Below are 26,359 nucleotides of genomic sequence, written 5' to 3' on the forward strand. Positions count from 1 at the left end.
ATGTCTGTCCTTGGCTCACGGAGATGGATTCAGGGGGTCGGTGGCCGGATCAAACCCCCAACGCGACACGCGCGAGCTTGTTTCGTCGAGCCATGTTCTCGCGCGGGGTAAATTGCGGCGTGACGTAGCGCGCGAAGAGCTCGAGAGAGCGATTCCACTTGTCCGTTGTCACCCAGTCACGGCTGTTGATCAGGAACGTTCCGAATCCACCGGTGACCTCTTCCAGTTCGCGGATCTGACGGGTGCAGTCCTCGGGGCTCCCGATGATCCACGGGATCTCCTCGACCATCCACTCGAAGGTGAGTTCGGCGTCGTCCATGCCCTCCCCCTTCTTCATCAGCGCACCGAGACCGAGACCCAACAGGTACTCGTAGGACCGATGCACGCCTGCCCGGATCTCCTTCATCGCCTGGTCCTTACTGTCAGACACGTAGACCTCGCGGGTGATCCGCCAGTTCTGGCGCGCGACCTCGGGGTCGAGACCGTTCTCCTCTGCCGCCGAGGTCAGCGCCGCAGCATGTGCCGCCAGGTCAGGGGCGTTCGGATACCCGTTGTTGTCCCCCGGAGCGAAGTACACGCTGAGCGCCTTCCACCCCTTGGCGCCGCACCGGGCGTAGTTGTGCGTTCCGGTCAGGCCGGCGATCGCGAAGGGCGGAACCTCCTGGTAGGGGCCGACCTGCAGCTGACGGTTCTCGTACTTCCAGTACACGCCTTCATAATTGACGGGCTCGTCGGAGGTGAGGAGCTCCCAGATGATCTCTAGCGCCTCGGTGGTACGGGGAGCGGCCTCGGACCGTTCGAGCTGGAACAGGGCCTGGTCCGTGGGCAGCCCTCCGCCGCCGAAACCGTACTCCAACCGGCCGTGGGTGAGGTGGTCGAGGAATGCCAAACGCTCGGCAACCTGGAACGGGTCCTGGTACGGGAGGTTGACCACGCCGGTGCCGAGTCGGATCCTGCTCGTGAGGGCCGAGGCCTTCGCGAGCAGCAGTTCCGGCATCGGGACGTTCTCGTAGCCACCGGTGTGGTGTTCGCCGATCCAGAACTCGCTGAAACCCAGCTTCTCCGCCAGAACGATCTCTTCGATGTCCCGGTCGTAGGACAACGACCAGTTCTCGATCGGCGGGTGTTCCGGCATCGCGAACAGACCAAACCTCATGTGTGACCTCCCTGTATGGCTGAGCCCGGTCGTTGACCAGACACATATTGGTTTATTGCCGACCCAATAGTGATCTGACTCACTGCAGCGTGTCAAGGGTGGTCTAAGAAATCGGCTTTTCGCAACAGATTTCGAGGACACCCCGACCGACCTTGCGATTGATAACCAACCCCAAGTCTGTTTATCTTGTGACCGTGAACACAAGCGAGCAAACCCGTGTAGGCGTGGATCCGCGGCCGGTCGTGAAGCACGGCGACGACGGCACCTGGACTGTTTCCGGTTCGCGGTGCACGCGCTGCGCGAGAGCGATCGCCTACCAGTGGCCGCGCTGCCCTGGTTGCGCGGGCGAGGTGCACCCAGAGGATTTCGTCGGCATCGGCGTGGTGTGGAGCCGGACCACCATCCACATCGCGGTGGGCGATCACGTTCCGCCGTACACGGTGGCCTACGTCGACCTCGACAACGGGCCTCGAGTACTGGCCCAAGCGAGCGGAGAGACCGTCGACGTCGGCGCCCGGGTCCGCCTGGTCGGCCTCACGTCCAGCGGAGATCCGCACGTCGAGGAGGTGCGCCGATGAACCGGGTCGCGGTACACGGCGTGGGCATGTCCCGGTTCGGACGGCAACCGGGACGTGACCTCTCGGCCCTCGCCGACGAGGCCATCGCCGGAGCATTCGACGAGGCCGGCTCCGATGCCGTCGACGCGGTGTGGGTCGGAACGGTGTTCGGAGCGCCCGGCGTCGCCCAGCGGGTCCTACGCAGCCTCGGCATCACCGAGGTCCCGATCATCACCGTCGAAAATGCCTGCGCGAGCGGAACAACGGCCTTCATCGAGGCCCACGAGGCAATTCGCACCGGTCGATACGGACGTGTACTCGCCCTCGGTGTCGAGCAGATGAGTACCGCCTTTTCCGGCCCCATCGTGCCCGAGACGACCGATCCCGAAGGCCTCAGCGGGCTCGCCCTGCCCGCGCTCTACGGGATGAGTGCCGCTCGATACCTCCACGACGGGGCTGTGACGCCGGAACAACTGGCTGCGGTCTCGGTCAAGAACCGCAATCACGCGCAAGGCAATCCGCGAGCGCCGTTCCGCGAACGCCTCACCGTCGAGGAGGTGCTTGCGTCACGCATGATCGCCGAACCGCTCACGCTCCTGCAGTGCTGCCCGACCAGCGACGGCGCCGCCGCCGCGATTCTGGCGCCGGCCACGGGCGCCGCCGGAGAGGTGACCGTGCGCGCGACGACGATGCGAAGCGGGCGTGTATGGGACCAGACCTCGCCCAATGTGTGGGGCCACGACATCGTCCGGGACGCCACCGTGGATGTACTCGATGCCGCCGCAATCGGTTCCATTGACGACATCGATGTCTTCGAAGTTCACGATGCGTTCACCATCGGCGAGATCGTGACGACCGAGGCCCTGGGAATTGCCGCCCCTGGCGAGGGCGGTGCGGCGGCTGCGACCGGGAGGACAGCACTCGGCGGCGACATGCCGGTCAATCCCTCCGGCGGACTGCTGTCACGCGGACACCCTCTGGGCGCAACCGGATTGGCGCAGGTCGCGGAGGTCACGTGGCAGCTCCGCGGACAGGCCGGCAGCAGACAGGTCGAGTCGGCACGACTCGGCCTGGTCGAAACGATGGGTGGAGGTGTCTCCGTTCTGGACGGAAATGCCTGTGCCATGACGATTCTGGAGGCTTCATGACCACGTCGGGAACCGAGGTCGCGAACGTCGACCTGCTCGATCCAACCGCGCTGGCCGACCCGTACCCGATCTTCGCGATGCTGCGTGCGCAGGACCCCGTTCACTGGAACGCTCGGTACAAGTCCTGGTTCATCACCTCCTTCGACGACGTAACCGCTGCGCTCAAGGACCCGCGTTTCACCTCGAACCGCATCACTCCCTACCGCGAGAACGTTCTGAGTAGGCCTGGAACCGACCCGTTGTTGCGCGAAGCTTTCGGTGTCCTCGACGACTGGATGGTGTTCAAGGATCCGCCGGACCACACACGACTACGCCGACTTCTCAGCCGCGCGTTCACTCCGCGCTCTGTATCGAGGATGCGGCCGGCAATCGAAACGATCGCCACTGAATTGCTCGACCGGGCGATTGAGCGCGGCGACAGCCGAATCGACCTCATCGGCGACTACGCCTATCCGCTCACATCCTCGGTGATCGCTGAAATGCTGGGCGTTCCCCGCGAGGATCGTGACCGTTTCAAAGACTGGTCGGACCAGATCAGTGGGCTCGTATTCGGAAGTCTCGGCGACGACGAGCGCCACCGGCGCGGTGCACGCGGGATGAAGGAACTCACCACCTACCTCGCTGAACTGGTCGCCGACCACGAGAAGTCGCCGTCCGACGATCTGATCTCGATGCTGATCTCTGCCAGGGAGAACGACGACTCGCTCAGCCACGACGAGGTGATCGCCACCGGTGTCCTGCTGTTGTTTGCCGGCCACGAGACCACCACGAACCTCATCGGGAACGGAATTCTGGCCCTCTTGGACCATCCGGAAGAGCATCGCGCCGTCGATCCCTCCGATCTGGCTCAGGTCAACGGGCTCGTCGACGAGCTCCTCCGGTATGACGGGCCGGCCAAAAGCGTGGTCCGACTCGTGACCGAGGACATGGTGTGGGGCGGCAAACAGATGCGTGCCGGCGAGCGGGTCTTCCTCTTCCTGTCCAGTGCCAACCGCGACCCGTCTGCGTTCGAGAACCCGGACATCTTCCAGGCCTCGCGGCGCGCCGGCCGTCAACTCGGCTTCAGCGCCGGGCTGCACTATTGTCTGGGCGCGCCTCTGGCCAGGCTGGAGACCTCGATCGCGGTACCGGCCGCCATCAGTCGGCTCAGTGGCCTGGCGCTCGATCCCGACGACCCGGTCTCGTGGGCGCCGACTCTCCTGACACGCGGGATGACGCGGTGCCCCGTCCGCTACGACCTACGATCGGATTCGACCCACTAACCATCGGTTGCCGCTCGGTCGCCGAACAACGAAGCGGCCCCGCCCGATTCGGAACAGGAGGAACGATGGCTCGTCCGAGTCGTTGGACAGACGTCGTCGAGGCGGCGGCCGAGGAGTTCCGGAGCCGCGGATACGACAGCGCAACCCTCGAGGGCATCGCCGCGCGTGTGGGAATCCTCAAGGGCAGCATCTACAACTACGTGCAAAACAAAGAAGAGTTGCTGCTCGCGGTCGTGGAACGTCCGGCGGAAGTACTGCTCGCAGACCTCGAACAGCTACGCAACGACGACCAGCAGTCGGCAACCATACGGCTACGCACGCTCTTCCGGATTCAAGTACGCGTGTTCAGCGACCACTACCCCGCGGCGTTCGTGTACCTACGCAACATCGGACGCACCGACCTGTCCGACAAGTTCGGGAAGTTCACCGAGATGGATGCGAGATATATGGGCATCCTGGAAGATCTGATCGACGACGGAGTCAGGCGTGGTGAGTTCAATCCCCCGGTGAGCCCGCGAATCGCCGCCTTGTCGCTGGTCGGCATCCTCAATTGGATGCAGCACTGGTTCACACCCCAGAGCGACGAGGCGAACCGTCGCCTTGCCGACGATCTGTTCGCGATGGCGCTGGGTGGACTCACGTCCGGCGGCAGTCTTGCCCGAATCCTGGCCGGCACTCACGATGCCGGGGCACCGCTCAGCGCGCTCGACTCGACAACCATCCGATCAGCACGCTGATCCCCGCACCAACGCCCGCGGCGGCTGCGAGTGCCGCGGGCCGCGGCGTCGGACTGACCTCGACGGTCGGTGAGATGACCACGGGCCGATGCAGTTCCGCGTCCGGGTCCTCCTCGACCTGGAACTCGGCGTTCGCCGGGTCGGTTGCGCACCAGGCGGCTGCGTAGAGCACGATGCGCGATGCGAGGTAGGCGAACACCATGACGCCGAGGATCGGACCGAACGCCACGCCCGCCGGGCTGCTCAGCACCGACTGGAGGTAGAGGCCGCCGACCGTCTTGACGATCTCGAATGCGACCGCGGTGATCAGACCGGCCTTGAGGGTGTTGCGGAAGGGCAACTGCACCAACGGGAGTCGGGCCATGATGAAGGTGAACAACGCCCAGGTGGCGAGGATCGACACGGCGATCGACACCGCGCGGACGAGGATCGGCGCCCACGACGCGTCATCGAGAGCCACCCACCCCAGGACCGTCTGCGTGAGACCCGAGTTGCCCAGCGCGGTGATCGCCATTGTCACGGCGAAGGCCACGCCGAGGCCGGCGAAAGTCACGAGGTCCCACACCTTCGACATGACCGCGTTGCGTTGAACGCGGCCTCCCCACATCTCGGTCATGCCGGCGCGGACGCCGGAGATCCAGCCGATGCCGGTGAACGCCGCACCGAGAAGACCGACCACACCGACCGTGGTGCGGGAATCGATGGCCGAGGTGATGATGTCGGAGACCTGGTCGCCCAGCTGCCCCGGCATCTTCTCCACGACTGCGTCCTGGATGGTCTGCAACATCTCCGGCTGCCGGGCCAGCACGAAGCCGGCGACCGCGAACGCGACCATGATGATCGGGACGAGCGCGAGGATGCCGTTGAAGCTGATGCTCGCGGCATACAGATTGCCGCGACGGTCGTTGTAGCGATCGACGGTTCGGAGTAGATGGTCAAGCCACGGCCAGCGTTCGCGCCGGTCCTCGTAGATCGACTTCGCCCGCGTTGCAAGCGACTTCCCCGAATCGACCACCGAACTCACCGCACGCCTCCTCGTCGGGTTGCCGAGGGCGCCGGACTCAGGACCGTGTCAGCGCCTCGGTGACAGGAAACCCACCTTGCCATAGACCGACTCGAGGGTCGCCGAGGCCACCGACCGGGCGCGCTCCGCGCCCCGCGCGAGGATCACGTCGAGCTGCGCGGGATCGTCCATGTACTCGGTGACGCGACCGCGCAGCGGGGTGACGAACTCGGCGAGGATGTCGGCGGTCTCGACCTTCAGGTCGCCGTATCCCTTGCCCTGGTACTTGTCGACGAGGACGTCCACCGGGGTACCGCTCAACGCCGACTGGATGGTCAGCAGGTTACTGACACCGGGCTTGTTCTCCGGGTCGAAGCGGATCTCGGTCTCGGTGTCGGTCACCGCCGAACGGATCTTCTTGGCGGACTTCTTCGGCTCGTCGAGCAGATTGATGAGACCCTTGTCGGTCTCGGCGGACTTGCTCATCTTCGCGGTCGGGTTCTGCAGGTCGTAGATCTTGGCGAACTCCTTGACGATGTACGCCTGGGGAACCTTGAGGACCTTGCCGAACCGCGAGTTGAACCGCTGCGCGAGATCGCGGGTGAGTTCGAGGTGCTGACGCTGGTCCTCACCCACCGGCACCTGATCCACCTGGAACGCGAGGATGTCCGCGGCCATCAGGATCGGATAGGTGAACAGGCCGACGCCGGCGGCGTCTACGCCCTGCTTGGCCGACTTGTCCTTGAACTGCGTCATCCGGCTCGCCTCACCGAAACCGGTGATGCACGACAGCACCCAGGTCAGCTCGGCGATCTCCGGGATGTGCGACTGGACATAGATCGTGGAGCGCTCGGGATCGACGCCGACGGCCAACAACTGCGCGACCGACAGCCGCGTGCGATCGGCGAGGGTCTTCGGATCGAACGACGCCGTGATGGCATGCATGTCCGGGATGAAGTAGAACGCCTCGAAATCGTCCTGCAGGGCCACCCACTGTCGAACCGCACCCAGATAGTTGCCGAGGTGGAAGGAATCGCTGGTGGGCTGGATTCCCGACAGCACGCGGGGGCGGGCGGCGCCGGATGCGGGTACGTCAGAACTCATTGGTCCATTTTCGCAGACCCGCAAAGCCCTTTTCCGCCGGTGCCCGCCTCACTCGTAGACGACGGCTACCGGCGCGTGATCGGACCAGCGCAGGTCGTATGCAGCCGCCCTATCGACCGTCGCCTTCACCGCACGTTCGGCGAGGGAGCGGTTGGTGAGCTGGTAGTCGATCCGCCAGCCGGAGTCGTTGTCGAAGGCCTTGCCGCGCCACGACCACCACGAGTACGGGCCGCTCTCGCCGGGATACAGCTCGCGGGTGACGTCGTGCCAGCCGGCTTCCAAGAGGCCACCCACCCACGCGCGCTCATGCGGCAGGAAGCCCGGGCTCTTCAGGTTGCCCTTCCAGTTCTTGATGTCCGCCTCGGCGTGGGCGATGTTCCAGTCGCCACCGACGACGACGTGGCTTCCGCTGCGGACGAGCCGGCCGAGGTGGGCGCCGAACTCGTCGAGGAACCGCACCTTCTCCTCGTACTTGGCGATGTCCTTCTCGGCGTCGGTGCGCGCCGCGCCCTTCGGCAGGTACAGACTGGCCGCGGTCACCGGCCCGAGGTCGGAGTCGAGGTCAACCTCGAGGTAGCGGCCGAGGTCGTCGAATTCCGCACTCCCGAAGCCGAACCGGACCGCGGCCGGCTCGGTGCGGGTCAGCACGCCGACACCGGCGTGCCCCTTGACCGACGACTCGCTCATCGTGAGATGCCAGCCGGCGTCGAGCGCAGGCGCCAGGGCGTCGCGGGCGAGACTCTCGCTCGCCCGCACCTCCTGCAGCAGTACGACGTCCAGCGACGAGTCCTCCAACCAGGGCAGAAAGCCGCGGTTGGTCTCGGAACGATGCTTGACCGCCGCGCGGATTCCGTTGACGTTGACCGTGGAGATGGAGAGTGGCACGGGGCCACATCCTACGGATGCGGTCCGACACGCCGACGCCCGCTGCACTGCTTCGAAGACGGCTACACAACGTCTCGGAATGAGACGAAAAAGAGGTAAGGCAACCCTTGCGCACCCCGGAAGAGGTATGTAAGCATTACCTAATCCAGCACGAGGTTAGGTCCCGAGATGTTCGTTTGTATTTGCCGCGCGGTCACCGTCGACGAGGTTCATGAGCACTGCGATGCCGGTGCTTACACCGTCGACGACATCAGCGACCGCTGCGGCGCGGGCGAGGGCTGCGGAACCTGTCTGGAGAAGCTCGACAGCATCCTGAGTGAAAGGCTGGCCACCGCGACAAGCGCTGCATGATCTGACATCCGACAACTCCAGCAACAACCTCGCGCGAGTACGCGCGCGGGGCGTTTTGCCGTGTTAGCTTCATCACTACAAGTGTTCGGCTAACGGGAGGCTGTCATATGCGTGGCGACGACGAGGTCATTGCTCTTCTCAACGAGCAGCTCACGAGTGAGCTGACCGCGATCAACCAGTACTTCCTCCACGCGAAGATGCAGGAGAGCTGGGGTCTCACGGAGATCGCCGCCAAGACCCGCGCCGAGTCCATCGAGGAGATGACTCACGCGGAAATTCTCACCGATCGCATCCTCTTCCTCGATGCGCTGCCCAACTACCAGCGCCTGCTGCCGCTGCGCATCGGTCAGTCCATCCGCGAACAGTTCGAGTCGGACATGGCGATCGAGGTCGAGGTCGTCGAACGCCTGCGCCCGGGCGTCGCGATGTGCCGCGAGAAGGGCGACATCACCAGCGCGAACCTCCTCGAGAAGATCCTCGCGGACGAAGAAGAGCACATCGACTACCTCGAGACGCAGCTCGAGCTGATCAACAAGCTCGGCGAACCGCTCTACCTGTCGAAGACGATCGCGACGCCGCCGACCAACGGCTGACGCCCCCTCAAGCGAGTACCGGGCGCGTTCGCGCGGTCACGAACGCGACGACCGCGACCGCGATGCCGGCGACTGCCAGGACGGCGCCGATCACCGCCGGTGACAGGAATCCCCACCCTGCGCCGACCACCACGCCCCCGAGGAACGCACCTGCGGCGTTGGCGATGTTGAGCGCCGAGTGATTGAGGGCGGCGGCCAACGTCTGGGCGTCGGCCGCGACGTCCATGAGGCGTGTCTGTAGCGCGGGGATCATGGTCGTACCGGTCAGCGCGACGAGATACGTGAGTATAAGTGCTGCCCAGGCATTCTCGGCGAGTACGGCGAAGGCGGCGAGCGTTACCGCACTGGTGGACAACCCGGCGAGGATCGCGGTCGAGACGTTGCGGTCGGCCGCCCAGCCGCCGACGAAGTTGCCGGTCACCATGCCCAGCCCGTACAGCATCAAGGCGATCGGGACGACCGAGACCGGCAGTCCCGTCACCGAGGTGAGGGCCGAGTTCAGGTACGTGTAAAAGGCGAACATCCCGCCGAAGCCGACGACACCGATCACCAGGGTGAACCACACCTGCGATCGCCGGAGCGCGCCGAGTTCGGTCAGCGGGTCGGTGATCGTCATGCCGGACAGGCTCGGCAGCACGCGGATCAGCGAGACGACGGTCGCGACGCCGATGACGACGACGATCGCGAACGCGGTGCGCCAACCGAACGTCTCCCCCAGCCAGGCCGCAGCCGGTACGCCGACGACGTTCGCGACCGACAGACCGAGCATCACCTGCCCGACCGCCTTGGCCCGATTCCGCGGACCGGCCATGTGCGCGGCGACGAGCGCCGCGACGCCGAAGTACGCGCCGTGCGGGAGACCGGCGACGAATCGCGCCACGAGAAGCAGCCCGTACGACGGCGCCAGGACGGTGGCGAGGTTTCCGACGGTGAACGCCACCATCAAGGAGATCAGCAGCACCCGCCGCGACATCCGTGCCGTGAGTGCGGCGATCAGCGGAGCGCCGACCACCACACCGAGGGCGTAGGCGGAGATGACGTGACCGGCGGTGGGTTCGGAGACGCCGAGTGAACCGGCGATGTTCGGCAGCAGACCCATCGCGACGAACTCGGTGGTACCGATCCCGAAACCGCCGAGGGCGAGCGCCAGGATGGTCAGCCTGCGGGCACGGCTCGAGATCCTCGAGGAGGGGCGCTGTTCGACGTCCGACGTCGAGTTGTCGAGCACATCGATGGCGAGGTCGTCCGGTGCACCGGCGGTCGTCGTGGGGGCTTCAGGCACGCCTCATGCCAACCGGCCCTCCGCCACCTGCATTCCCCTGGGGTCGGTGAGTTCGTTCACACAGCGAACGACGAGTCGTTACGCAGCGCCTATTCCGAGCCGGAGTCACCACCGGAGGAGCTGTCCGAACCGCCACCGGTGTCGCCGGAGCCACTGGAATCCGAGCCGCTGCCACCGGAACCCGACTTCGAGCCTCCGGTCCCGCTGTCGCCGCCGGAACTGTTCGAGTCCGAACCTCCGGAGCCCGAGCCGGAACCACTGCCGGAACCGCTCGAGTCCGAACCACCCGAGTCCGAGGTCCCCGAGTCCGAGGTCCCCGAGTCGGTGCTGCCGGCATCACCGGTGTCGCCGTCGGGACCACCCGCACCCGAGGCGCCATCATCCGACGACGGCCCGGCCGACGAGTCGGTCTCCGACCGCGTGACGCCCGGATCGGTCCCGCCGGTCGACGCGTCAGTGTCGTCCCCACCGCCGGCCGGGCTGTTGTCGTGGTCGACGGCCGGCGCCGAGGTGTCCCCGCCCGTCGAGGAGTCGCTGTTCGACGAGCCGCCGGCCACCTCGGTGACCGCAGGCGAACCGGTACCGCGGTCCGGCGCTTCGACCTCGGGAGCAGTGGTCTCGGGATCATCGTCGACGGTGGCGACGAACCGGGCCAGCGCCACCGACGCGGAGTCATCGTCGTCTGCGAGCACTGCGAGGGTGTTCGGCTGCGAGGTGATCGTCGGTCCGACGATCGCGCCCGCCCAGTAGCGCACGAAATTCACCGGCAACAGCACGATGCTTCGCACGCTGTCGGCCAGAGCAGTCACACCACGCATGAGTCGTGCCGGGGACAGACTGACGATGCCCTGCAGGATGTCCTCGAAGACGAAGAGATCGGGCAGGTAGGCGCCGTAACCGAGTTGCGGCAGCGGGGGCAGGAAGCCCTGGACCAGCCGGACGACGGGCTGCAGATTGGCCAGGGTGATGCCGAGCGGCAGGCCGATCGTCGGACGGCCGGACAGGAAATCGCCGATCTCGCCCGTGTACCCGATGTCGTTCGCCCAGCCCTGGACCAGCTCCGCGAACGCCGACTTCGCCCCGACCATGCAGACCGTCCCGGTCGCGGTCCCCGTGCCGCTGCACGAGACCGGCCGCGTATCCCACTGCGACGCGGGGTCGCGATACATCGCCCACGGGTAGAGGAAGTGCTTCGTCTGATATCCGAGGATGCCGTCGATCGCACCGATGGGGTCGTACAGCGGGTCCGGTAGGTCGCAGATGGGGTCGCCGTCGATGCACACCGACACCACCCGATCCGACACCGTTCCGAATCCCGCGTCCGCACCGTTGGCGCCGCGCGGGCCCGACATCGTCAGACCGGGGATCACACCGATCAGCGACAGCTCAATACCTCGCCCGGTCTTGTCGCCGGCGCGCCGCGGATCGGAGTACAGCTCGCCGCTGATCACATCCGGGTCGATGGTCACCATGACCGGGTTGCCCTCGTCGTCGAGAATCGGTTCGCCTGTCTCGTCGATCGCGGCGACCTCGCCGGCCGTGCCGTTCCCGATCTGCGACAGCACGTCGCCGGCGACGCGGGCGCCCTGCGAGTATCCGGCCACGACGACGGGCTTGCCCTGACACTGCGACTGGTAGCCGGCGATCGCCGACTTGGTCGCTGCGGTCCCCTGCGCGACGCTCGAGTCATAGCCCGTCGCACCCAGGGGCCACAGAGTCGTCGGATAGTCCGCGTAGATGACCTTGTAGGCACCCTCACCGGCGTACGGGGAGTTCGGATCGAGGTTGTTGTCGGGTCCGAGCCCGGTGTAGCGCTGTTTCACGCCGACGAGGTGCTGGCCCTCCGGATCGTTGGTCCCGCCCACGATGACGACCGCGCCCGCACCGCACGAGTCCGCCTTCGCCTCCGGGGCACCGCCGACCAAACCGAAGGACGCGGCCACCGCCACACCGGTCGCGGTTGCGATCAGAAACGACGTCCGACGCGACCTGAGATGCTCCATTGCCCTCACGAGGCCCACTCCTCACCACTCCCGGACACGCTTCAGGGATGAAGAGGCGTCTTCACCGGGTGAGCGGAACTCTAAGGGGAGAAAGCGAACCTGACAGGACGCTGAGAGTTGCTAACGATCCCGAACAGGTGATTCACGCTGCACATCCGGAGATTTCACCCGCTCGGAGGACACACCCACTACACGTTTTGGATGGCTAACGAGGACTTCGATTCGGCGTGACCGGGAGGGTTCTCTGGCACTCACATCCGTGTTATATCCTTGTCGCCAGGTCATGAGTATCAGCGACAAGCCCCGGCTAGCTGATCGGCAACCCTCCAACCGCGGTGGGGTGCTCCGGGTGATGACCGGGTTGTGGGATCGCGGAAGCGAAGCCCCGGCAAGCGCGGGTCCGAAGGTCGGACCCCAACAGGGTCGAGTTTGGCCCTGCCGACCGTAGAAAGTGATCAACAGTCATGTCTGATGCCAACGAAGGCACCAATCCAGCCGACAACTGGAGCTTCGAGACCAAGCAGGTCCATGTGGGCCAGGCTGCCGATGCAGCCACCAACGCCCGGGCGCTGCCGATCTACCAGACCACCTCTTACGTCTTCAACGACACGCAGCATGCGGCGAACCTCTTCGGTCTCGCAGAGCCGGGCAACATCTACACCCGCATCATGAACCCGACCCAGGATGCGGTCGAGCAGCGGATCGCGGCCCTGGAGGGTGGCGTCGCGGCACTGCTCGTCGCATCCGGTCAGGCCGCCGAGACCTACGCGATCCTGAACATCGTCGAGACCGGCGGTCACGTGGTGTCGAGCCCGCGTCTGTACGGCGGCACCTACAACCTCTTCCACTACACCCTGCCGAAGCTGGGCGTCGAGGTGAGCTTCGTCGAGGATCCCGAGGATCCCGCGTCATGGCAGGCCGCCATCAAGGACAACACCCGGGCGCTGTACGGCGAGTCGATCTCCAACCCCAACAACGAGATCCTCGACATCAAGGGCATCTCGGAGGTCGCACACCGCAACGGCCTGCCGCTGATCATCGACAACACCGTCGCCACCCCGTACCTGATCAACCCGCTGGCCCACGGCGCCGACGTCGTCGTCCACTCGGCCACCAAGTACATCGGCGGCCACGGCACCGCGATCGGCGGCGTGATCGTCGACGGCGGCACCTTCGACTGGCGCGTCCAGCGCGACGGCAAGGACCTGTTCCCCGGCTTCACCACCCCGGACCCCAGCTACCACGGTGCGGTCTTCGCCGACCTCGGCGCTCCGGCCTACGCACTGAAGGCCCGCGTCCAGTGGCTGCGCGACACCGGTGCGGCGATCGCCCCGTTCAACGCCTTCCTGCTCGCCCAGGGCCTCGAGACCCTGAGCCTGCGCATCGAGCGCCACGTCTCGAACGCGCAGAAGGTCGCGAAGTTCCTGGAGGGTCACGCCCAGGTCGAGTCCGTCGCCTACGCCGGCCTCGAGTCCTCGCCGTGGTACCAGCGCGGCCAGGAACTCGCCCCCAAGGGCCAGGGTGCGATCATCGCCTTCGAGATCACCGGCGGTGTCGACGCGGGCAAGAAGTTCGTCGACGCCCTGACCCTGCACAGCCATGTGGCCAACATCGGCGACGTCCGTTCGCTGGTCATCCATCCGGCCTCGACCACCCACAGCCAGCTGACCCCGGAGGAGCAGCTCGCCGCAGGTGTCACCCCGGGCCTGGTGCGCCTGGCCGTGGGTATCGAGGGAATCGACGACATCCTGGCGGACCTCGAACAGGGCTTCGCAGCCGCCAAATAGGACAGGTGAGGCAGTTTTGTCGGTGAGTATCGACCTGAACGCGCAAGCGTCTGATCAGCCCGACTGGGAATCGGTCCCGGACGGGAAGCTCGTCGGCATGAGCATCGGCTCGCTGCCTCTCGACAGCGGTGAACGGATCGACAACGTCACCCTGGCGTTCCAGCGCTGGGGGACGTTGTCGCCGTCCCGCGACAACGTCATCCTCACCCTGCACGCCCTCACCGGCGACTCCCACGTCACCGGTCCCGCCGACGCCGAGCACGAGACGCCCGGCTGGTGGGACGGCCTCATCGGCCCGGGCCAGGCGATCGACACCGACGAGTGGTGCGTCATCTCGGCCAACGTGCTCGGTGGGTGCAAGGGATCGACCGGTCCCGGCTCCCTCGCCTCCGACGGTCGACCGTGGGGTTCACGCTTCCCGCAGATCACCGTGCTCGACCAGGTCCGCGCCGAGGTCGCACTCCTCGACCGCCTCGGAATCCGCAGTGTCGGAGCAGTTCTCGGCGGATCGATGGGTGGTGCCCGCGCGCTCGAGTGGGCCATCGAGTACCCCGATCGCGTCCGCAGCGCACTGGTGCTGGCCGTCGGCGCCCGCGCCACTGCCGACCAGATCGGCATCCAGACCACACAGATCGCCGCCATCAAGTCCGACCCGGCCTGGCACGGCGGCAACTACCACGGAACCGGACAGACACCGCTGACCGGCATGGGCATCGCCCGCCAGATCGCACACCTGTCCTACCGCAGCGAACCCGAGCTCGACGAGCGGTTCGAGAACAAACCGCAGGGCGACGAGCAGCCGCTACTCGGCGGTCGTTACGCCGTGCAGAGCTACCTCGAACATCAGGCGTCGAAGCTGATGCAGCGCTTCGACCCGGGCAGCTACGTAGTGCTCACCGAGGTCCTCAACCATCACGACGTCGGCCGCAACCGCGGCGGCATCAAGAAGGCGCTCAACGAGTGCAAGGTCCCGGTCATCGTCGGCGGAATCGACTCGGATCGCCTGTACCCGTTGCGGTTACAGGCCGAGCTCGCCGAAGAACTGGGCAACTGCGTCGGCGGCCTGCAGGTCGTGCGATCCGACACCGGACACGACGGCTTCCTCACCGAGTTCGACGCCATCAGCGACCTGCTCAAGCGCACGGTCGAGCTCGCACGCCGCGACGCCTGACCCCCAGCCCTCCCGGGTTCGGAAACCGGCCGCCTGCGCTCAGCGCGGAGCGGGAACCGGGGTGCTCGACGACGCCGGCGGTGCCGTCCGAACGGCTCCGGATTGCGGTGTCTCTTCGCTGGGCGATGCCCCCGACGACTGACTGGGTGCCGACTTGTTCGGCGTCGGCTGGGTGAGCGGCGGCGGAGCCGGCGTGGTGTTCCGCGGCCGGACCTCCTTGGGCAGCAGGGTCGGCGGGATCGGGGGCGGCGTCGAGCCCGGCACGAACGGCAGCGTCGGCCACGGGAACGGCGACAGCGTGCGCGTGCTGGTCGTCCCGGTCGACGGCTCGGTCGGCGGCAACTCGGTGGTGGCCCAGCCCGGCTGTTCGTTCCACGCCGGCGGCTCCTCCGGCTGCACCGGCTGGACGGGCTGCTCATGGGTCTGCTCGACCGGCTGATCCGGAACCTGCGTCACCGGGGCCTGGGTCGTCGGCACCGGCGTCGAACTCTTCTCGCTCGACGTGGCGACGGCGGGGACGCTACCGACCGTCGACGACGGCTCGGGGACCTCGCGGTCGGCGAACGACGAGCTGACCGCGTAGAAGGTGATCAGGACCGCGGCGATGATCGCGCCCGCGGCCGCAAGCGGCGTGGCCGATAACCACTCGCGCTGCCGCTGCCCGCCGATGAAGGCGAGCCGGGTTGTGCCCGAATAGGTTTCGCCGGCCAGAAGTGCCGCTCCGGTCGCCGCGACCAGTTCCGGGGTCGACGGGCACACCGTGTCGAGGTCATGGCCGCGGGCCATGTCGCGGACCGCGGGCAGATTGGCCAGACCGCCGACGAAGACCACCGCCTCCGGGATGACGCCACGGGCGGACGCCTCGGCGACGTAACGGTCGAACACCTCGCGTGCCTCGCGGACCATCGGTGCCACCGCGTTGGCGACATGGGACTCGGTCAGCGCGACCCGTCCCGCACCGCCGGGGAGGGCCACCGAGGGGCCGTCTGAACCAGCTCCCGAATGTCCGTAGGCGATCTCTTCTTTCGCGGTCCGGCAGGCGCTGAGCAGTTCGCTGCGTCCGGCGCGCGTGCGGGCGGCCTCTCCCAGCGATGGGTTGTCGGCGGTGAGGTTCGCGGCGATGGCCCGGTCGAGGCGGCGTCCGCTGAGGACCGTCGAGCGTTCGAGCCCGGTGATCCGGCGACTGCTCGGATCAACGGTGTAGATCGACATACCGGTGTCGCCGCAGTCGACAACGACGGCGGTGGAGAAACGATCGATCTCGCCGGTGTCGGCGAGGCAGGCGACCACGGCCTCGTCCTCGGCGACCAGACGGATCTGGCGTCGGGGGCCGCTCCCCCGCGATCGCAGATGGCGCCGTTGGGCGGCGGTACGGGCGGCCACGCCGATCGGGCCCACCCGGGCGTCGGCCTCGCGGGCGGCGCCGAGCATGACGTCGATGCCGGCGTTGACGCGACCCGCGCCGTCGAGACCGTCGGTGGGGTCGACGTCGATGACGCGGGAATCCACCACGCTGCGGCCGAGATCGTCACGCGTCAGCAGGACGTAGTGGATCATGCCGGCACCTGCCGACACGCCCATCGACGTCACTTCATTCACATGGTCATCGGTCGGTGTTGCAGTGATACGTACTCCAGCGGTCGGTGCGTCTGCCCCAGCGTCGTACTCAGTGCTCGGCAGAGAGAGTTGCCTGGTCAGGCGCGACCACTCGGTCTGAAGGTCACGCTCAGGTATCTATTGTAATCAATCCGTGCCCAAAGAGTCGATCGACGTGGCGAGCCAGAGCATCACACCGCCGACCGTCGCCATCACGGAGACGTCAAACAATTTCCCTCTGACCTGCAGTAATCCCGCCTGGGACGCCGGGATGAACGCACGGAGCAGTGCTCCGACGAGAAGCGCCGTGCCGAACACGAAGGATCCTCGGCGCCAGCGATCGAACATCACGAGCAGCGCTGCTGCCAGGACACCCAGCATGACCAGCAGGTACGGGATCTGGACGAGAACCGCGCGCACCCCCTGCACCGGCTCGGGCCCGGGTGCGGTGTCGTGATGTCCGTCACCAGGGGCCGGCGGACGCAACCGATTCGGATCCGACGAGGGCAGATCCGCCCCGGCCGGACCGACCCGCGGCTCGTCCGGACTCACGCCGTGCCGCCGCCCTCAACGCCGGCGACGGCTTCGGTGGCGGCCTGCTGGGCGGCGAGTTGCTGCTCGGCCCGTTCGACGACGTTGACGAGCAGGAAGGCGCGCGTGAGGGGTCCGACCCCGCCGGGGTTCGGCGAGACGTGTCCGGCGACCTCCCACACGTCGGGATGGACGTCGCCGACCAGGCCGTCGTCGGTCCGGCTGACGCCCACGTCGATGACCGCGGCACCCGGCTTCACCATGTCCTTGGTGATCAGATGCGGCACGCCGGCGGCCGCGACGACGATGTCGGCGCGCTCGACCTCGGACCGGAGATCGGCGGTGCCGGTGTGGCAGAGGGTGACGGTGGCGTTCTCGCTACGCCGTGTCAGCAGCAGGCCGATCGGCCGGCCGATGGTGACGCCGCGCCCCACGACGGTGACGCGGGCACCGGCGATCGGGATGTCGTAGCGACGGAGGAGATGGATGACGCCGCGCGGCGTGCACGGGAGTGTCGACTCCTTGCCCAGGACCAGGCGACCGAGGTTGATCGGGTGCAGTCCGTCGGCGTCCTTGAGCGGATCGATCCGCTCGAGCGCCGCGTTCTCGTCGAGGTGCTTGGGCAGTGGCAGCTGCACGATGTACCCGGTGCAGGCCGGGTCGGCGTTCAGTTCGTCGATCGCCGCGTTGAGCTGCTCGGTGGTGGCGTCGGCCGGCAGATCCTTGCGGATGGAGGCGACCCCGATGCGGGCGCAGTCCGAGTGCTTGCCCTTCACATAGGAATGCGAGCCCGGGTCGTCGCCGACGAGCACTGTGCCCAGACCGGGGGTGATGCCCGCCTCGCGCAGTGTGTTCACCCGTTCGGTGAGATCTGCGAAGATCTCGTCGCGCGTGGTCTTGCCGTCCAGTCGTATCGCGGTCACGCCCGACATTCTTCCATCCACGACGACTGCGATGTGAGCCACTACTGTCAGAGCCGTGAGAGCAACACGGGCCGACGTCGACCTCGCTGCGGCAACCATCTCCCCTCTCCTGCGACGGACACCGACACTGCGCACTGTCATCGAGACCGTCGACGGCCCCCGGGACGTCGTGTTCAAACTCGAATACCTCCAGCTCGGCGGCTGTTTCAAGGTGCGGGGCAGCCTGTCGACGACGCTGCATGCACGCGCCCGGGGAGCGCTGACCGACGCCGGCGTTCTCGTCGCATCCGGAGGCAACGCGGCGATCGGCGCGGCGTGGGCCGCACGGATCGCCGGCGTGCCGTGCACGGTCGTGATCCCCGAGACCGCACCCGAGGTCAAGGTCCAGACGTTGCGCACCCTGGGCGCGCAGGTCCATCTCGTCGGACTGCGCTATCAGGACGCCGCCGACGCCGCAGGCGAACTCGCCGCAACCACCGGTGCGCTCCCACTGCACGCATACGATCTGCCCGACATCGTCGCGGGCGCGGGCACGATCGGTCTCGAGATGACCGAGGACGTCCCCGATCCGCTTACCACCGTGGTCTGCGTCGGCGGTGGCGGCCTGCTGGCCGGTCTCGCGGCGACCCTGCGTCCCGGTGACCGCCTCGTGGGTGTCGAACCCCTCGGGGCGTCCTGTCTCCACCAGGCACGGGCGGCGGGATCACCGGTCCCGGTCGAACTCGAGAGCGTCGCCGCCGATTCCCTCGGCGCCACCCGCGTCGGCGACATCTGCTGGGAGACCGCCGCGCAGCGCCCCGACGTCGACAGCGTGCTGGTGACCGACGCCCAGCTCATCGACGCACGGCGGATGCTGTGGGACTCTCACCGCATCCTCGTCGAACACGGCACCGCCGCCGCCGTCGCCGCGGTGACCACCGGAGCGGTTCGCCCGGAACCGGATTCGACGCTGTGCATCGTGCTGTGCGGGGCGAACACCGGCTTCGACCTGTAGCGGAGTTCCGCGCGCTGTCATCGGCGCCGAGCCCGGCGACTACGCTGAGCACATCATGTTCCGGATCATGTTCTATCAACCCTGCATCCCGCCGAACACCGGAAACGCGATCCGGCTGGCCGCCAACACCGGGTGCGAACTGCACCTCATCGAACCGTTGGGGTTCTCGATGTCCGACGCCCAGGTCAAGCGGGCGGGGTTGGACTATCACGAGATGGCCACCGTGACCGTGCATCCCAACCTGGTGACGGCGTGGACCACACTGAAGCCCGAGCGGGTGTTCGCGTTCACCGCACACGCGGAGCGCTACCACACCGACGTCGACTACCGGCCCGGCGACGTGCTGCTGTTCGGTCCGGAACCCACCGGTCTGCCCGACGAAGTGCTCGCCGAACCCGAGGTCACCGACCGGGTGCGCATCCCGATGCTCGCCGGCCGTCGATCCCACAACCTCGCCAACGCGGCGAGCATCGTCGTCTACGAGGCGTGGCGGCAGAACGGCTTCGTCGGCGCCGTCTAGTCGACGCGGTACCGCTTGGTGCGGGCGGTGGCCCCGCCGATGAGCGCGACCTTGCTCTTGGGTACGCCGAGATGTGAGGCGAGCAGCTCGGCGACCGCCTTGTTGGCACGACCCTCGGTGGCGGGTTCGCGAACGTAGATGGTGAGGGCTCCGTCGGGTCCGGCCTCCACCAGCGGACCCTTGCTGCTCTTCGGCTTGACGGTCACCACGACCTGCTGCGACATCGATTTCCCCGATTCGTAGTTTGTCACTCCGGCAGACCCCGACGGGTCACTGCCAGTCCCTGGATCTGGTTCCCACCCGAAGATCCATGCGCTGCAAACGATCTGCGACAACGGTCACGGCGCCTTCAGCATTCTGTACCCGACCGCGCACCAGCAACGCCGGTGCGGTCTGTGCCAGTACACAGTACCGCGCCCACAGGCCGACGGAACACACCACGTTGACCATCCCGGTCTCGTCCTCGAGGTTGATGAAGGTCACCCCTGACGCCGTCGCAGGTCGTTGGCGGTGTGTCACCGCCCCGCCGATCAGTACGCGCGCGCCGTCGGGCACCGACAGCAACCGGTCCGCGGCCACCACCCCCATCGCGTCGAGCCGAGGGCGCAGGAATTGCGTCGGATACGACTTCGGGGTGATGCCGGTGGCCCAGGCGTCGGTGGCCGCCAGTTCGATGTCGGACAGCCCGGGCAGCGTCGGCGTGGCACCCGACGAGCGGAGTTCCAGCTGGTCGTCGCGAACGGTCGCGGCCGCCCCGGCCTCCCAGAGCGCCTGGCGCCTGCTGAGACCGAAACCGTCGAAGGCCCCTGCCCCGGCGAGACCCTCGAGTTCCTTGGCGCTCAACGCTGCCCGGCGGGAGACGTCGGTGATGTCGGTGTACGGTCCGTCGGCGCGCCGGTCGACGATCCGCTGGGCCACCTCCTCCCCGACCCCGCGCACCTCGTCGAGCCCCAGACGCACGTCGAGGCCCTCGTTCTCCAGGGTTGCGTGCGCGAGGGAGGCGTTGATGTCGGGGCGATGGACCGCCACCCCGTGCCGGCGGGCGTCGGCGACCAGCGTCTGCGGCGAGTAGAAACCCATCGGCTGAGCCCGTAGCAGCGCCGCGCAGAACGCGGCCGGGTGATGCAGCTTGAACCACGACGAGTAGAAGACCAGCGAGGCGAAACTCTGCGAATGGCTCTCCGGGAAGCCGAAGTTGGCGAAGGCGGCCATCTTCTCGAAGATACGGTCGGCGGCGTCCCCGGTGATGCCGTGGAGCTCTTCCATCCCGGCATAGAAGCGTTTGCGCAGGCGTTCCATCTTCTCCGGCGACCGCTTGGAGCCCATCGCCCGACGCAGCTGGTCGGCCTCGGAGGCGTCGAAGCCCGCGACGTCGACGGCCAGCTGCATCAACTGTTCCTGGAACAGTGGCACCCCCAGCGTCCGTTCGAGGGCCTTGTGCATCGACGGGTGTTCGACGGTGACCGGCTCGTCTCCGTTGCGTCGCTTGATGAAGGGATGCACCGAACCACCCTGGATGGGACCGGGACGGATCAGCGCCACCTCGACGACCAGGTCGTAGAAACAACGCGGTTTCAGCCGCGGCAGGGTCGCCATCTGGGCGCGGGACTCCACCTGGAACACGCCGACCGAGTCGGCGCGGCACAGCATCTCGTAGACCGCCGGTTCGGCGAGGTCGAGGGTGGCGAGATCGACCTCGATGCCCTTGTGCTCGGCGACCAGATCGATCGCGTAGTGCAGCGCCGAGAGCATCCCGAGACCGAGCATGTCGAACTTGACCAGCCCGATGGCCGCGCAGTCGTCCTTGTCCCACTGCAGCACGCTGCGGTTCTCCATCCGTGCCCACTCCGTGGGGCAGACGTCGGCGATGGGCCGGTCACAGATCACCATGCCCCCGGAGTGGATGCCCAGATGCCGTGGCATGCCCAGGATCTCACCGGCCAGATCGGTCACGTCGGAAGGCGCGGTGTCCGGGGACTTGGCCCAGGCGTCCTGCTGCCCGGGTGCATACCCCAGCGCCCGCGCCATGTCCCGGATCGCCGAGCGGCCGCGATAGGTGATGACGTTGGCCACCTGGGCGCTGCGATCCCGGCCATACCGGCGGTAGACGTACTGGATGGCCTCCTCACGACGGTCGGACTCGATGTCGATGTCGATGTCGGGTGGCCCGTCGCGCTCTGGGGCGAGGAACCGCTCGAACAGCAGCTTGTTGGCGACCGGGTCGACGTTGGTGATCCCCAACGCGTAACAGACCGCCGAGTTGGCGGCACTCCCCCGGCCCTGACACAGGATGTCGTTGGCCTTGCAGAAGTCGACGATGTCGGCGACGACGAGGAAATAGCCGGGGAACGTGAGGGTTTCGATGATGGCGAGTTCGTGTTCGATCTGCCGGTAGGCCTGCGGATGTTCGACGGGTGTGCCGTATCGACGCCGGGCGCGGGTCATGGTGAGTTCGCGCAGCCAGCTGGCCTCGGTGTAACCCTCCGGCACGTCGAACGGCGGCAACTCCGGTGCGATCAGACCGAGCTCGAAGGCGCAGTCGGCGGCGATGCCGACCGCGTTGTCGATCGCGTCGAGGTGCGCGGGCATCAGCCGGGCCATCTCGTCACCGCTGCGCAGGTGTGCGCCGGCGACACCCGGCATCCATCCGGCGATGGTCTCGATGTCGGTGCGTGCCCGTACCGCCGCCATCGCCATCGCCAGCCGGCGGCGTCGGGGTGCGGCGAAGTGCGCACCCGTGGTCGCAACCGTCGGCACTCCGACGCGGGCGGCGAGACCGGCGAGCACACCATTGCGTTCGTCGTCGTCGGGCATGCCCTGGGCGGTGAGTTCGAGGACGACGTTGCCGTGGCCGTAGGTCTCGATCATCTCCCGCAGCGCGATCTCCGCGGCCGGGACGCCGCCGCGGTCCAGCGCACGCCGGACCGCGCCCTTCCGGCAACCGGTGAGGACCAGCCAGTGCCCGTCGCCCGCACCGGCCAGGGCGTCGCGGTCGTAGCGCAGCAACCCCTTCTCACCCGCCACCATGTGCGCCTCGGCGATGGTCCGCGACAACCGCCGGTAACCCTCTCCGTCGCGGGCGAGGACCAGCAGATGCTCTCCCGGCGGATCGTTGAGACCGGTCCGGGCGATGTCGGGTTCCAGCGACAGCTCGGCACCGAAGACCGTCGGCATCGCGAACTCGCGGGCGGCCTCCGCGAACCGGACGATGCCGTAGAAGCCGTCGTGATCGGTGACGGCCAGCGCCTGGAGTCCGAGGCGTTCGGCCTCCTCTACCAGTTCCTCCGGCATCGACGCGCCGTCGAGGAAGCTGTACGAGCTGTGGGCGTGGAGCTCGGCATAGGCCACCGACGACGAGCCACGCGCGATGTCCTCCGCCTGGTAGGCGCCGCGTTTGCGCGACCAGGCCGGGCTGTCGCCGCCGTCGCCCGGGAACATCGCGTGGTCGCTGTCGTCGGGACCGAAGGCGGTGCCCGGACGCCCGCCGTCGGGCGCGCGACCGGAGAGCACCCGCTCCATCTCCGACCATGTCGGTGGTCCCTGATCCCAGCCCACCCGAACAGTCTATCGAACATATTTTCGAATGAACATCTCGATTCCACACCCGGAAGTCATTGCGCTCAGGCCAGGTAAGTGCAACTCTGAGTACCAGACAGATTCCATCTCCCATCCGGGGGGACGAGGACATCAAGCGGGCCTCACGCCCGCTCACATGATGGGATCCCTACATGACCAGCTACTTCATCACCGGAGGCAGCGGATTCATCGGCCGACGCGTCATCGATCGACTTCTGACCGTCGACCCTGGCGCGACCATCCACGCCCTGGTGCGCGAATCCTCCCGATCGGCGTTCGACGCCCTGCTCGACGAGCTCGGTGCCACCGGCCGGGTGACCCCGGTCGTCGGGGACCTGACCAGCCCGGGCCTCGGCCTCGACGCGCATGACCTGCCGGAATTCGACCACGTGGTCCACCTCGCCGCGATCTACGACATGGCCGCCGACGCCGAGTCACAGCGCGCGGCCAACGTCATCGGCACCTCTCGCGTCGCCGACTTCGCCATCGCCCACGACGCCCTGTTCCACCACGTGTCCTCGGTCGCCGTCGCCGGCGATCACCGCGGCCGGTTCACCGAAACCGATTTCGAGGTCGGCCAGGGCTTTCCGACGGCGTACCACCGGACCAAGTTCGAGGCGGAGCGGGTCGTCCGCGAACGCGAGGGCCTGCGGTGGCGGGTCTACCGGCCCTCGATCGTGGTCGGCGACTCGCGAACCGGCGAGATGGACAAGATCGACGGTCCCTACTACTTCTTCGGCCACCTCGCCGCGCTCGGCCACCTGCCGTCGAGGCTGCGGTTGCCGATGCCCGACCTCGGCAAACTCAACATGGTGCCCGTCGACTTCGTCGCCGCCGCGATGGTCGCACTCATCGCCGTGGACCCCGAACGCAGCGGGCTGGTGTTCCACCTCGGCGACCGGCGTTCGCTGACCACCACCGAGATGTACAACGCCCTCGCCCCGGCGTTCGGCGCGCCTCGCGGTTTCGACGTCATCCCGCACTCGGTGGTCGAGCCCGCGCTGGCACTGTCGGCCATGGGACCCGCTCGCATCGGCCGCAATCTCCTTGCCGCCCAACAGGGTATCCCGTCGGCGGTGCTCGACGCGGTGTCGCTGCCGGTGGACTTCTCCTCCGACGCCACCCTCGCCGTCCTCCACGAGCACGGGATCAGCGTTCCGGACTTCACCGAGTACGCACCGGGCCTGTGGCAGTACTGGTCTACCCACCTCGACCGGTCCCGCAACCGGCGCCGCGATCCCCGGGGTCCGCTGGTGGGCAAGAACATCCTGATCACCGGCGGGTCGAGCGGTATCGGCAAGGCCACCGCCCGGATGTGCGTCGCCCGCGGCGCCAATGTGATGATCGTGGCCCGGTCGGCCGAGGAACTCGATTCCGCCGCAGACGAATTGAACTCGACGACCAGCAAGAAGGGCATCCCGCCGGGCCGGGCGGTGGCGTACCAGTGCGACATCACCGACGAGGAGTCGGTCAACGCGCTGGTCAAGTCGGTGCTCGCCGAGCACGGTCACGTGGACGTGCTGGTCAACAACGCCGGCCGGTCCATCCGGCGCGCCACGGTGAACTCGGTGCAGCGCTCGCACGACTACCACCGGGTCATGGCGGTCAACTACTTCGGCGCGGTCAACCTCATCCTCGGGCTCCTGCCGCACATGGTGGCCCGGAGGTCGGGGCATGTGGTCAACGTGACCTCGATCGCGGTGCAGTCCCGCGGGCCGCGCTTCGGTGCGTACGCGGCGTCGAAGGCGGCGCTGGAGGCGTTCAGCGACGTCACCGGCACCGAGACCGTCTCCGACCACGTCACGTTCTCCAATGTGCGTCTGCCGCTGGTGAAGACGCGGATGATCTCGCCCACCGAGGCCTACGACAACCAGCCCGGCACCTGGGATGTGGACAAGGCCGCCGCTCGCGTGTTGCACGCGATCGTCGACCGGCCCAAGCGGGTCAGCTCGGTCGTCGGGACGATCGCCGAGATCGGGCACCGCTTCACCCCCGGCCTGACCACCCGCATCCTGCATCAGGAGTATCTGCTGTTCGGTGAGTCGGCGGCAGCGATGGGGCGTGCCCGCCGTTCGGGTGGGCGCGACGCGTGATCGACACCCCGTACCTCGAGGTCGACGTCGACCGCCTGGACCGCAACCTCGCCACCCTCGCCGGAGCAGCCCGGAGCTTCGGGGTCGACGTCCGACCGCACGCCAAGACCCACAAGTGCGCCGAGATCGCCCGCCTGCAGATCGAGCACGGCGCGGTCGGACTGACCGTGGCGACCATCGGCGAGGCCGAGGCCTTCGCCGACGCCGCGGAGATCACCGGGTGCACCGACATCTTCATCGCGTATCCGTTGTGGCCGACCGCCGGTCAGGCAACACGGCTGCGCGCCCTCGCCGAACGGGTCACCCTGCGACTGGGGATCGATTCCCTCGCCGGCGCACGGCATCTCGCCTCGGCGGTGGGTTCGGCGCCGATACAGGTGCTCGTCGAGGTCGACTCCGGTCAGCACCGCACCGGCGTCACCCCCGAACTGGCCGGTTCGGTCGGCGCCGCGGGCGTCGCAGAAGGACTCGACGTGATCGGCGTGTTCACCTTCCCGGGCCACTCCTATGGCCTCGGGGACACCCGACGCGACGCCGCCGCCCAGGAGCTGGCCGCACTGGCGACGGCGGCCGACGGCTTGCGCGCCAACGGAATCGAACCGCGCGTACGCAGCGGCGGCTCGACCCCGACGGTCGGCCTGCTCGACGCCGGGCAGGCGAACGTCCTGACCGAGATCCGGCCCGGCGTGTACCCGTTCAACGACGCGCAGCAGGTGGAGATCGGCTCGTGCGGTTTCGGCGACGTCTCGTTGACCGCGGTCGCGACGGTGGTACGCCGTGACAACCACCGGATCGTCCTCGACGCGGGCAGCAAGATCCTCGGAGCCGACCGCGCCCCCTGGGCCACCGGGTACGGCCGGCTCCTCGATCATCATGACGCCCGCATCGTGATGCTGTCGGAACATCATGCGGTGGTGGAGTTCCCGGCCGGGGCGTCCGACGAGCGCATCCCCGGTATCGGGAGTTTCGTGCGCGTGGTGCCGAATCACGTGTGCAACGCGGTCAACCTCGTCGACGAACTGGTGGCGATCGACGGCTCGGACACACGCTGGCCGGTGATCGCGCGGGGACGCAACAGCTGAGGCCT

Annotated in this window: 23 protein-coding genes and 1 riboswitch; of the genes, 12 read left to right on the top strand and 11 right to left on the bottom strand. The window is 67.4% G+C overall.

What is annotated here, in order from left to right:
- Positions 1-49 precede the first annotated feature (49 nt).
- A complete protein-coding gene (locus OK17_RS06355; protein WP_006865953.1) occupies positions 50-1,156 on the bottom strand; it encodes an LLM class flavin-dependent oxidoreductase in 1,107 nt (368 codons plus the stop codon).
- 350 nt (positions 1,157-1,506) lie between these two features.
- Between OK17_RS06355 and OK17_RS06360 the strand changes: the two genes are divergently transcribed.
- From OK17_RS06360 to OK17_RS06375, 4 genes are all read left to right on the top strand, one after another.
- Positions 1,507-1,734: a Zn-ribbon domain-containing OB-fold protein gene (locus OK17_RS06360; RefSeq protein ID WP_245548583.1), complete on the top strand. Its 228-nt coding sequence runs from the start codon at positions 1,507-1,509 to the stop codon at positions 1,732-1,734.
- Positions 1,731-2,861 carry a thiolase family protein gene (locus OK17_RS06365; protein ID WP_461416968.1) on the top strand — a complete coding sequence of 377 codons (1,131 nt, stop codon included), beginning with the start codon at positions 1,731-1,733 and terminating at the stop codon, positions 2,859-2,861. Before OK17_RS06360 ends, OK17_RS06365 begins: the two co-directional genes overlap by 4 nt.
- Positions 2,858-4,123 (top strand): cytochrome P450, encoded by a 1,266-nt coding sequence (locus tag OK17_RS06370; protein WP_006865956.1) that lies wholly within the window; start codon positions 2,858-2,860, stop codon positions 4,121-4,123. Before OK17_RS06365 ends, OK17_RS06370 begins: the two co-directional genes overlap by 4 nt.
- Positions 4,124-4,188: 65 nt before the next feature.
- Positions 4,189-4,860: a TetR/AcrR family transcriptional regulator gene (locus OK17_RS06375; RefSeq protein ID WP_461416969.1), complete on the top strand. Its 672-nt coding sequence runs from the start codon at positions 4,189-4,191 to the stop codon at positions 4,858-4,860.
- Here the strand turns inward: OK17_RS06375 and yhjD are convergent.
- The 3 genes from yhjD to OK17_RS06390 are packed head-to-tail and all read right to left on the bottom strand — an operon-like array spanning position 4,820 to position 7,852.
- Entirely contained in the window at positions 4,820-5,884 is a 1,065-nt protein-coding gene (gene yhjD, locus OK17_RS06380; RefSeq protein WP_461416970.1) for an inner membrane protein YhjD, read from the bottom strand. The two genes, OK17_RS06375 and yhjD, sit on opposite strands and share 41 nt — an antisense overlap.
- Positions 5,885-5,932: 48 nt before the next feature.
- Positions 5,933-6,967: a tryptophan--tRNA ligase gene (gene trpS, locus OK17_RS06385; protein ID WP_461416971.1), complete on the bottom strand. Its 1,035-nt coding sequence runs from the start codon at positions 6,965-6,967 to the stop codon at positions 5,933-5,935.
- Positions 6,968-7,015: 48 nt separating this feature from the next.
- Entirely contained in the window at positions 7,016-7,852 is an 837-nt protein-coding gene (locus OK17_RS06390; RefSeq protein ID WP_461416972.1) for an exodeoxyribonuclease III, read from the bottom strand.
- A gap of 168 nt (positions 7,853-8,020) precedes the next feature.
- Here OK17_RS06390 and OK17_RS06395 point away from each other — a divergent pair, with 168 nt between their 5' ends.
- Together OK17_RS06395 and bfr are read left to right on the top strand one after the other, a co-directional pair.
- Positions 8,021-8,203, top strand: coding sequence for a (2Fe-2S)-binding protein (locus tag OK17_RS06395; protein ID WP_232718078.1), 183 nt, complete (start codon positions 8,021-8,023; stop codon positions 8,201-8,203).
- A 107-nt stretch (positions 8,204-8,310) separates the two neighbouring features.
- Complete coding sequence (gene bfr, locus OK17_RS06400; protein WP_005195922.1) at positions 8,311-8,796, top strand: bacterioferritin; 486 nt, start codon at positions 8,311-8,313, stop codon at positions 8,794-8,796.
- 7 nt (positions 8,797-8,803) lie between these two features.
- On the opposite strand, the gene OK17_RS06405 is transcribed toward bfr, so the two are convergent.
- Together OK17_RS06405 and OK17_RS06410 are read right to left on the bottom strand one after the other, a co-directional pair.
- A complete protein-coding gene (locus tag OK17_RS06405) occupies positions 8,804-10,078 on the bottom strand; it encodes an MFS transporter (protein WP_461416973.1) in 1,275 nt (424 codons plus the stop codon).
- Between the two features lie 89 nt (positions 10,079-10,167).
- Positions 10,168-12,090 (bottom strand): cutinase family protein, encoded by a 1,923-nt coding sequence (locus OK17_RS06410; RefSeq protein ID WP_461416974.1) that lies wholly within the window; start codon positions 12,088-12,090, stop codon positions 10,168-10,170.
- 270 nt (positions 12,091-12,360) lie between these two features.
- Positions 12,361-12,482: riboswitch (SAM riboswitch) on the top strand.
- 63 nt (positions 12,483-12,545) lie between these two features.
- On the opposite strand from OK17_RS06410, the gene OK17_RS06415 reads away from it, so the two are divergent.
- Entirely contained in the window at positions 12,546-13,868 is a 1,323-nt protein-coding gene (locus OK17_RS06415) for a bifunctional o-acetylhomoserine/o-acetylserine sulfhydrylase (RefSeq protein WP_232718074.1), read from the top strand.
- Between the two features lie 16 nt (positions 13,869-13,884).
- A complete protein-coding gene (gene metX / locus OK17_RS06420) occupies positions 13,885-15,039 on the top strand; it encodes a homoserine O-acetyltransferase MetX (protein WP_461416975.1) in 1,155 nt (384 codons plus the stop codon).
- A 39-nt stretch (positions 15,040-15,078) separates the two neighbouring features.
- Here metX and OK17_RS06425 read toward each other — a convergent pair whose 3' ends face one another.
- From OK17_RS06425 to OK17_RS06435, 3 genes are all read right to left on the bottom strand, one after another.
- Positions 15,079-16,620 carry an Hsp70 family protein gene (locus tag OK17_RS06425; RefSeq protein ID WP_232718105.1) on the bottom strand — a complete coding sequence of 514 codons (1,542 nt, stop codon included), beginning with the start codon at positions 16,618-16,620 and terminating at the stop codon, positions 15,079-15,081.
- Positions 16,621-16,782: 162 nt separating this feature from the next.
- Entirely contained in the window at positions 16,783-17,016 is a 234-nt protein-coding gene (locus OK17_RS06430) for a DUF3017 domain-containing protein (RefSeq protein ID WP_461417007.1), read from the bottom strand.
- A gap of 167 nt (positions 17,017-17,183) precedes the next feature.
- Positions 17,184-18,089, bottom strand: a complete 906-nt coding sequence (locus OK17_RS06435; RefSeq protein ID WP_461416976.1) for a bifunctional methylenetetrahydrofolate dehydrogenase/methenyltetrahydrofolate cyclohydrolase — start codon at positions 18,087-18,089, stop codon at positions 17,184-17,186.
- A 55-nt stretch (positions 18,090-18,144) separates the two neighbouring features.
- Between OK17_RS06435 and OK17_RS06440 the strand changes: the two genes are divergently transcribed.
- Positions 18,145-19,083 carry a serine/threonine dehydratase gene (locus tag OK17_RS06440; RefSeq protein WP_461416977.1) on the top strand — a complete coding sequence of 313 codons (939 nt, stop codon included), beginning with the start codon at positions 18,145-18,147 and terminating at the stop codon, positions 19,081-19,083.
- A gap of 55 nt (positions 19,084-19,138) precedes the next feature.
- Positions 19,139-19,603: a tRNA (cytidine(34)-2'-O)-methyltransferase gene (locus OK17_RS06445; protein ID WP_232718070.1), complete on the top strand. Its 465-nt coding sequence runs from the start codon at positions 19,139-19,141 to the stop codon at positions 19,601-19,603.
- Here the strand turns inward: OK17_RS06445 and OK17_RS06450 are convergent.
- Positions 19,600-19,827, bottom strand: a complete 228-nt coding sequence (locus OK17_RS06450; protein ID WP_005195902.1) for a DUF167 domain-containing protein — start codon at positions 19,825-19,827, stop codon at positions 19,600-19,602. The two genes, OK17_RS06445 and OK17_RS06450, sit on opposite strands and share 4 nt — an antisense overlap.
- Before the next feature lie 46 nt (positions 19,828-19,873).
- Positions 19,874-23,158, bottom strand: coding sequence for an error-prone DNA polymerase (locus OK17_RS06455; RefSeq protein WP_461416978.1), 3,285 nt, complete (start codon positions 23,156-23,158; stop codon positions 19,874-19,876).
- Between the two features lie 173 nt (positions 23,159-23,331).
- Between OK17_RS06455 and OK17_RS06460 the strand changes: the two genes are divergently transcribed.
- A complete protein-coding gene (locus OK17_RS06460) occupies positions 23,332-25,272 on the top strand; it encodes an SDR family oxidoreductase (RefSeq protein WP_232718068.1) in 1,941 nt (646 codons plus the stop codon).
- Positions 25,269-26,354 (top strand): alanine racemase, encoded by a 1,086-nt coding sequence (locus OK17_RS06465; RefSeq protein ID WP_232718067.1) that lies wholly within the window; start codon positions 25,269-25,271, stop codon positions 26,352-26,354. The genes OK17_RS06460 and OK17_RS06465 overlap by 4 nt, the downstream gene beginning before the upstream one ends.
- The last annotated feature ends 5 nt before the right edge of the window (positions 26,355-26,359 follow it).

It is taken from the genome of Gordonia sp. GN26, from assembly GCF_054823965.1.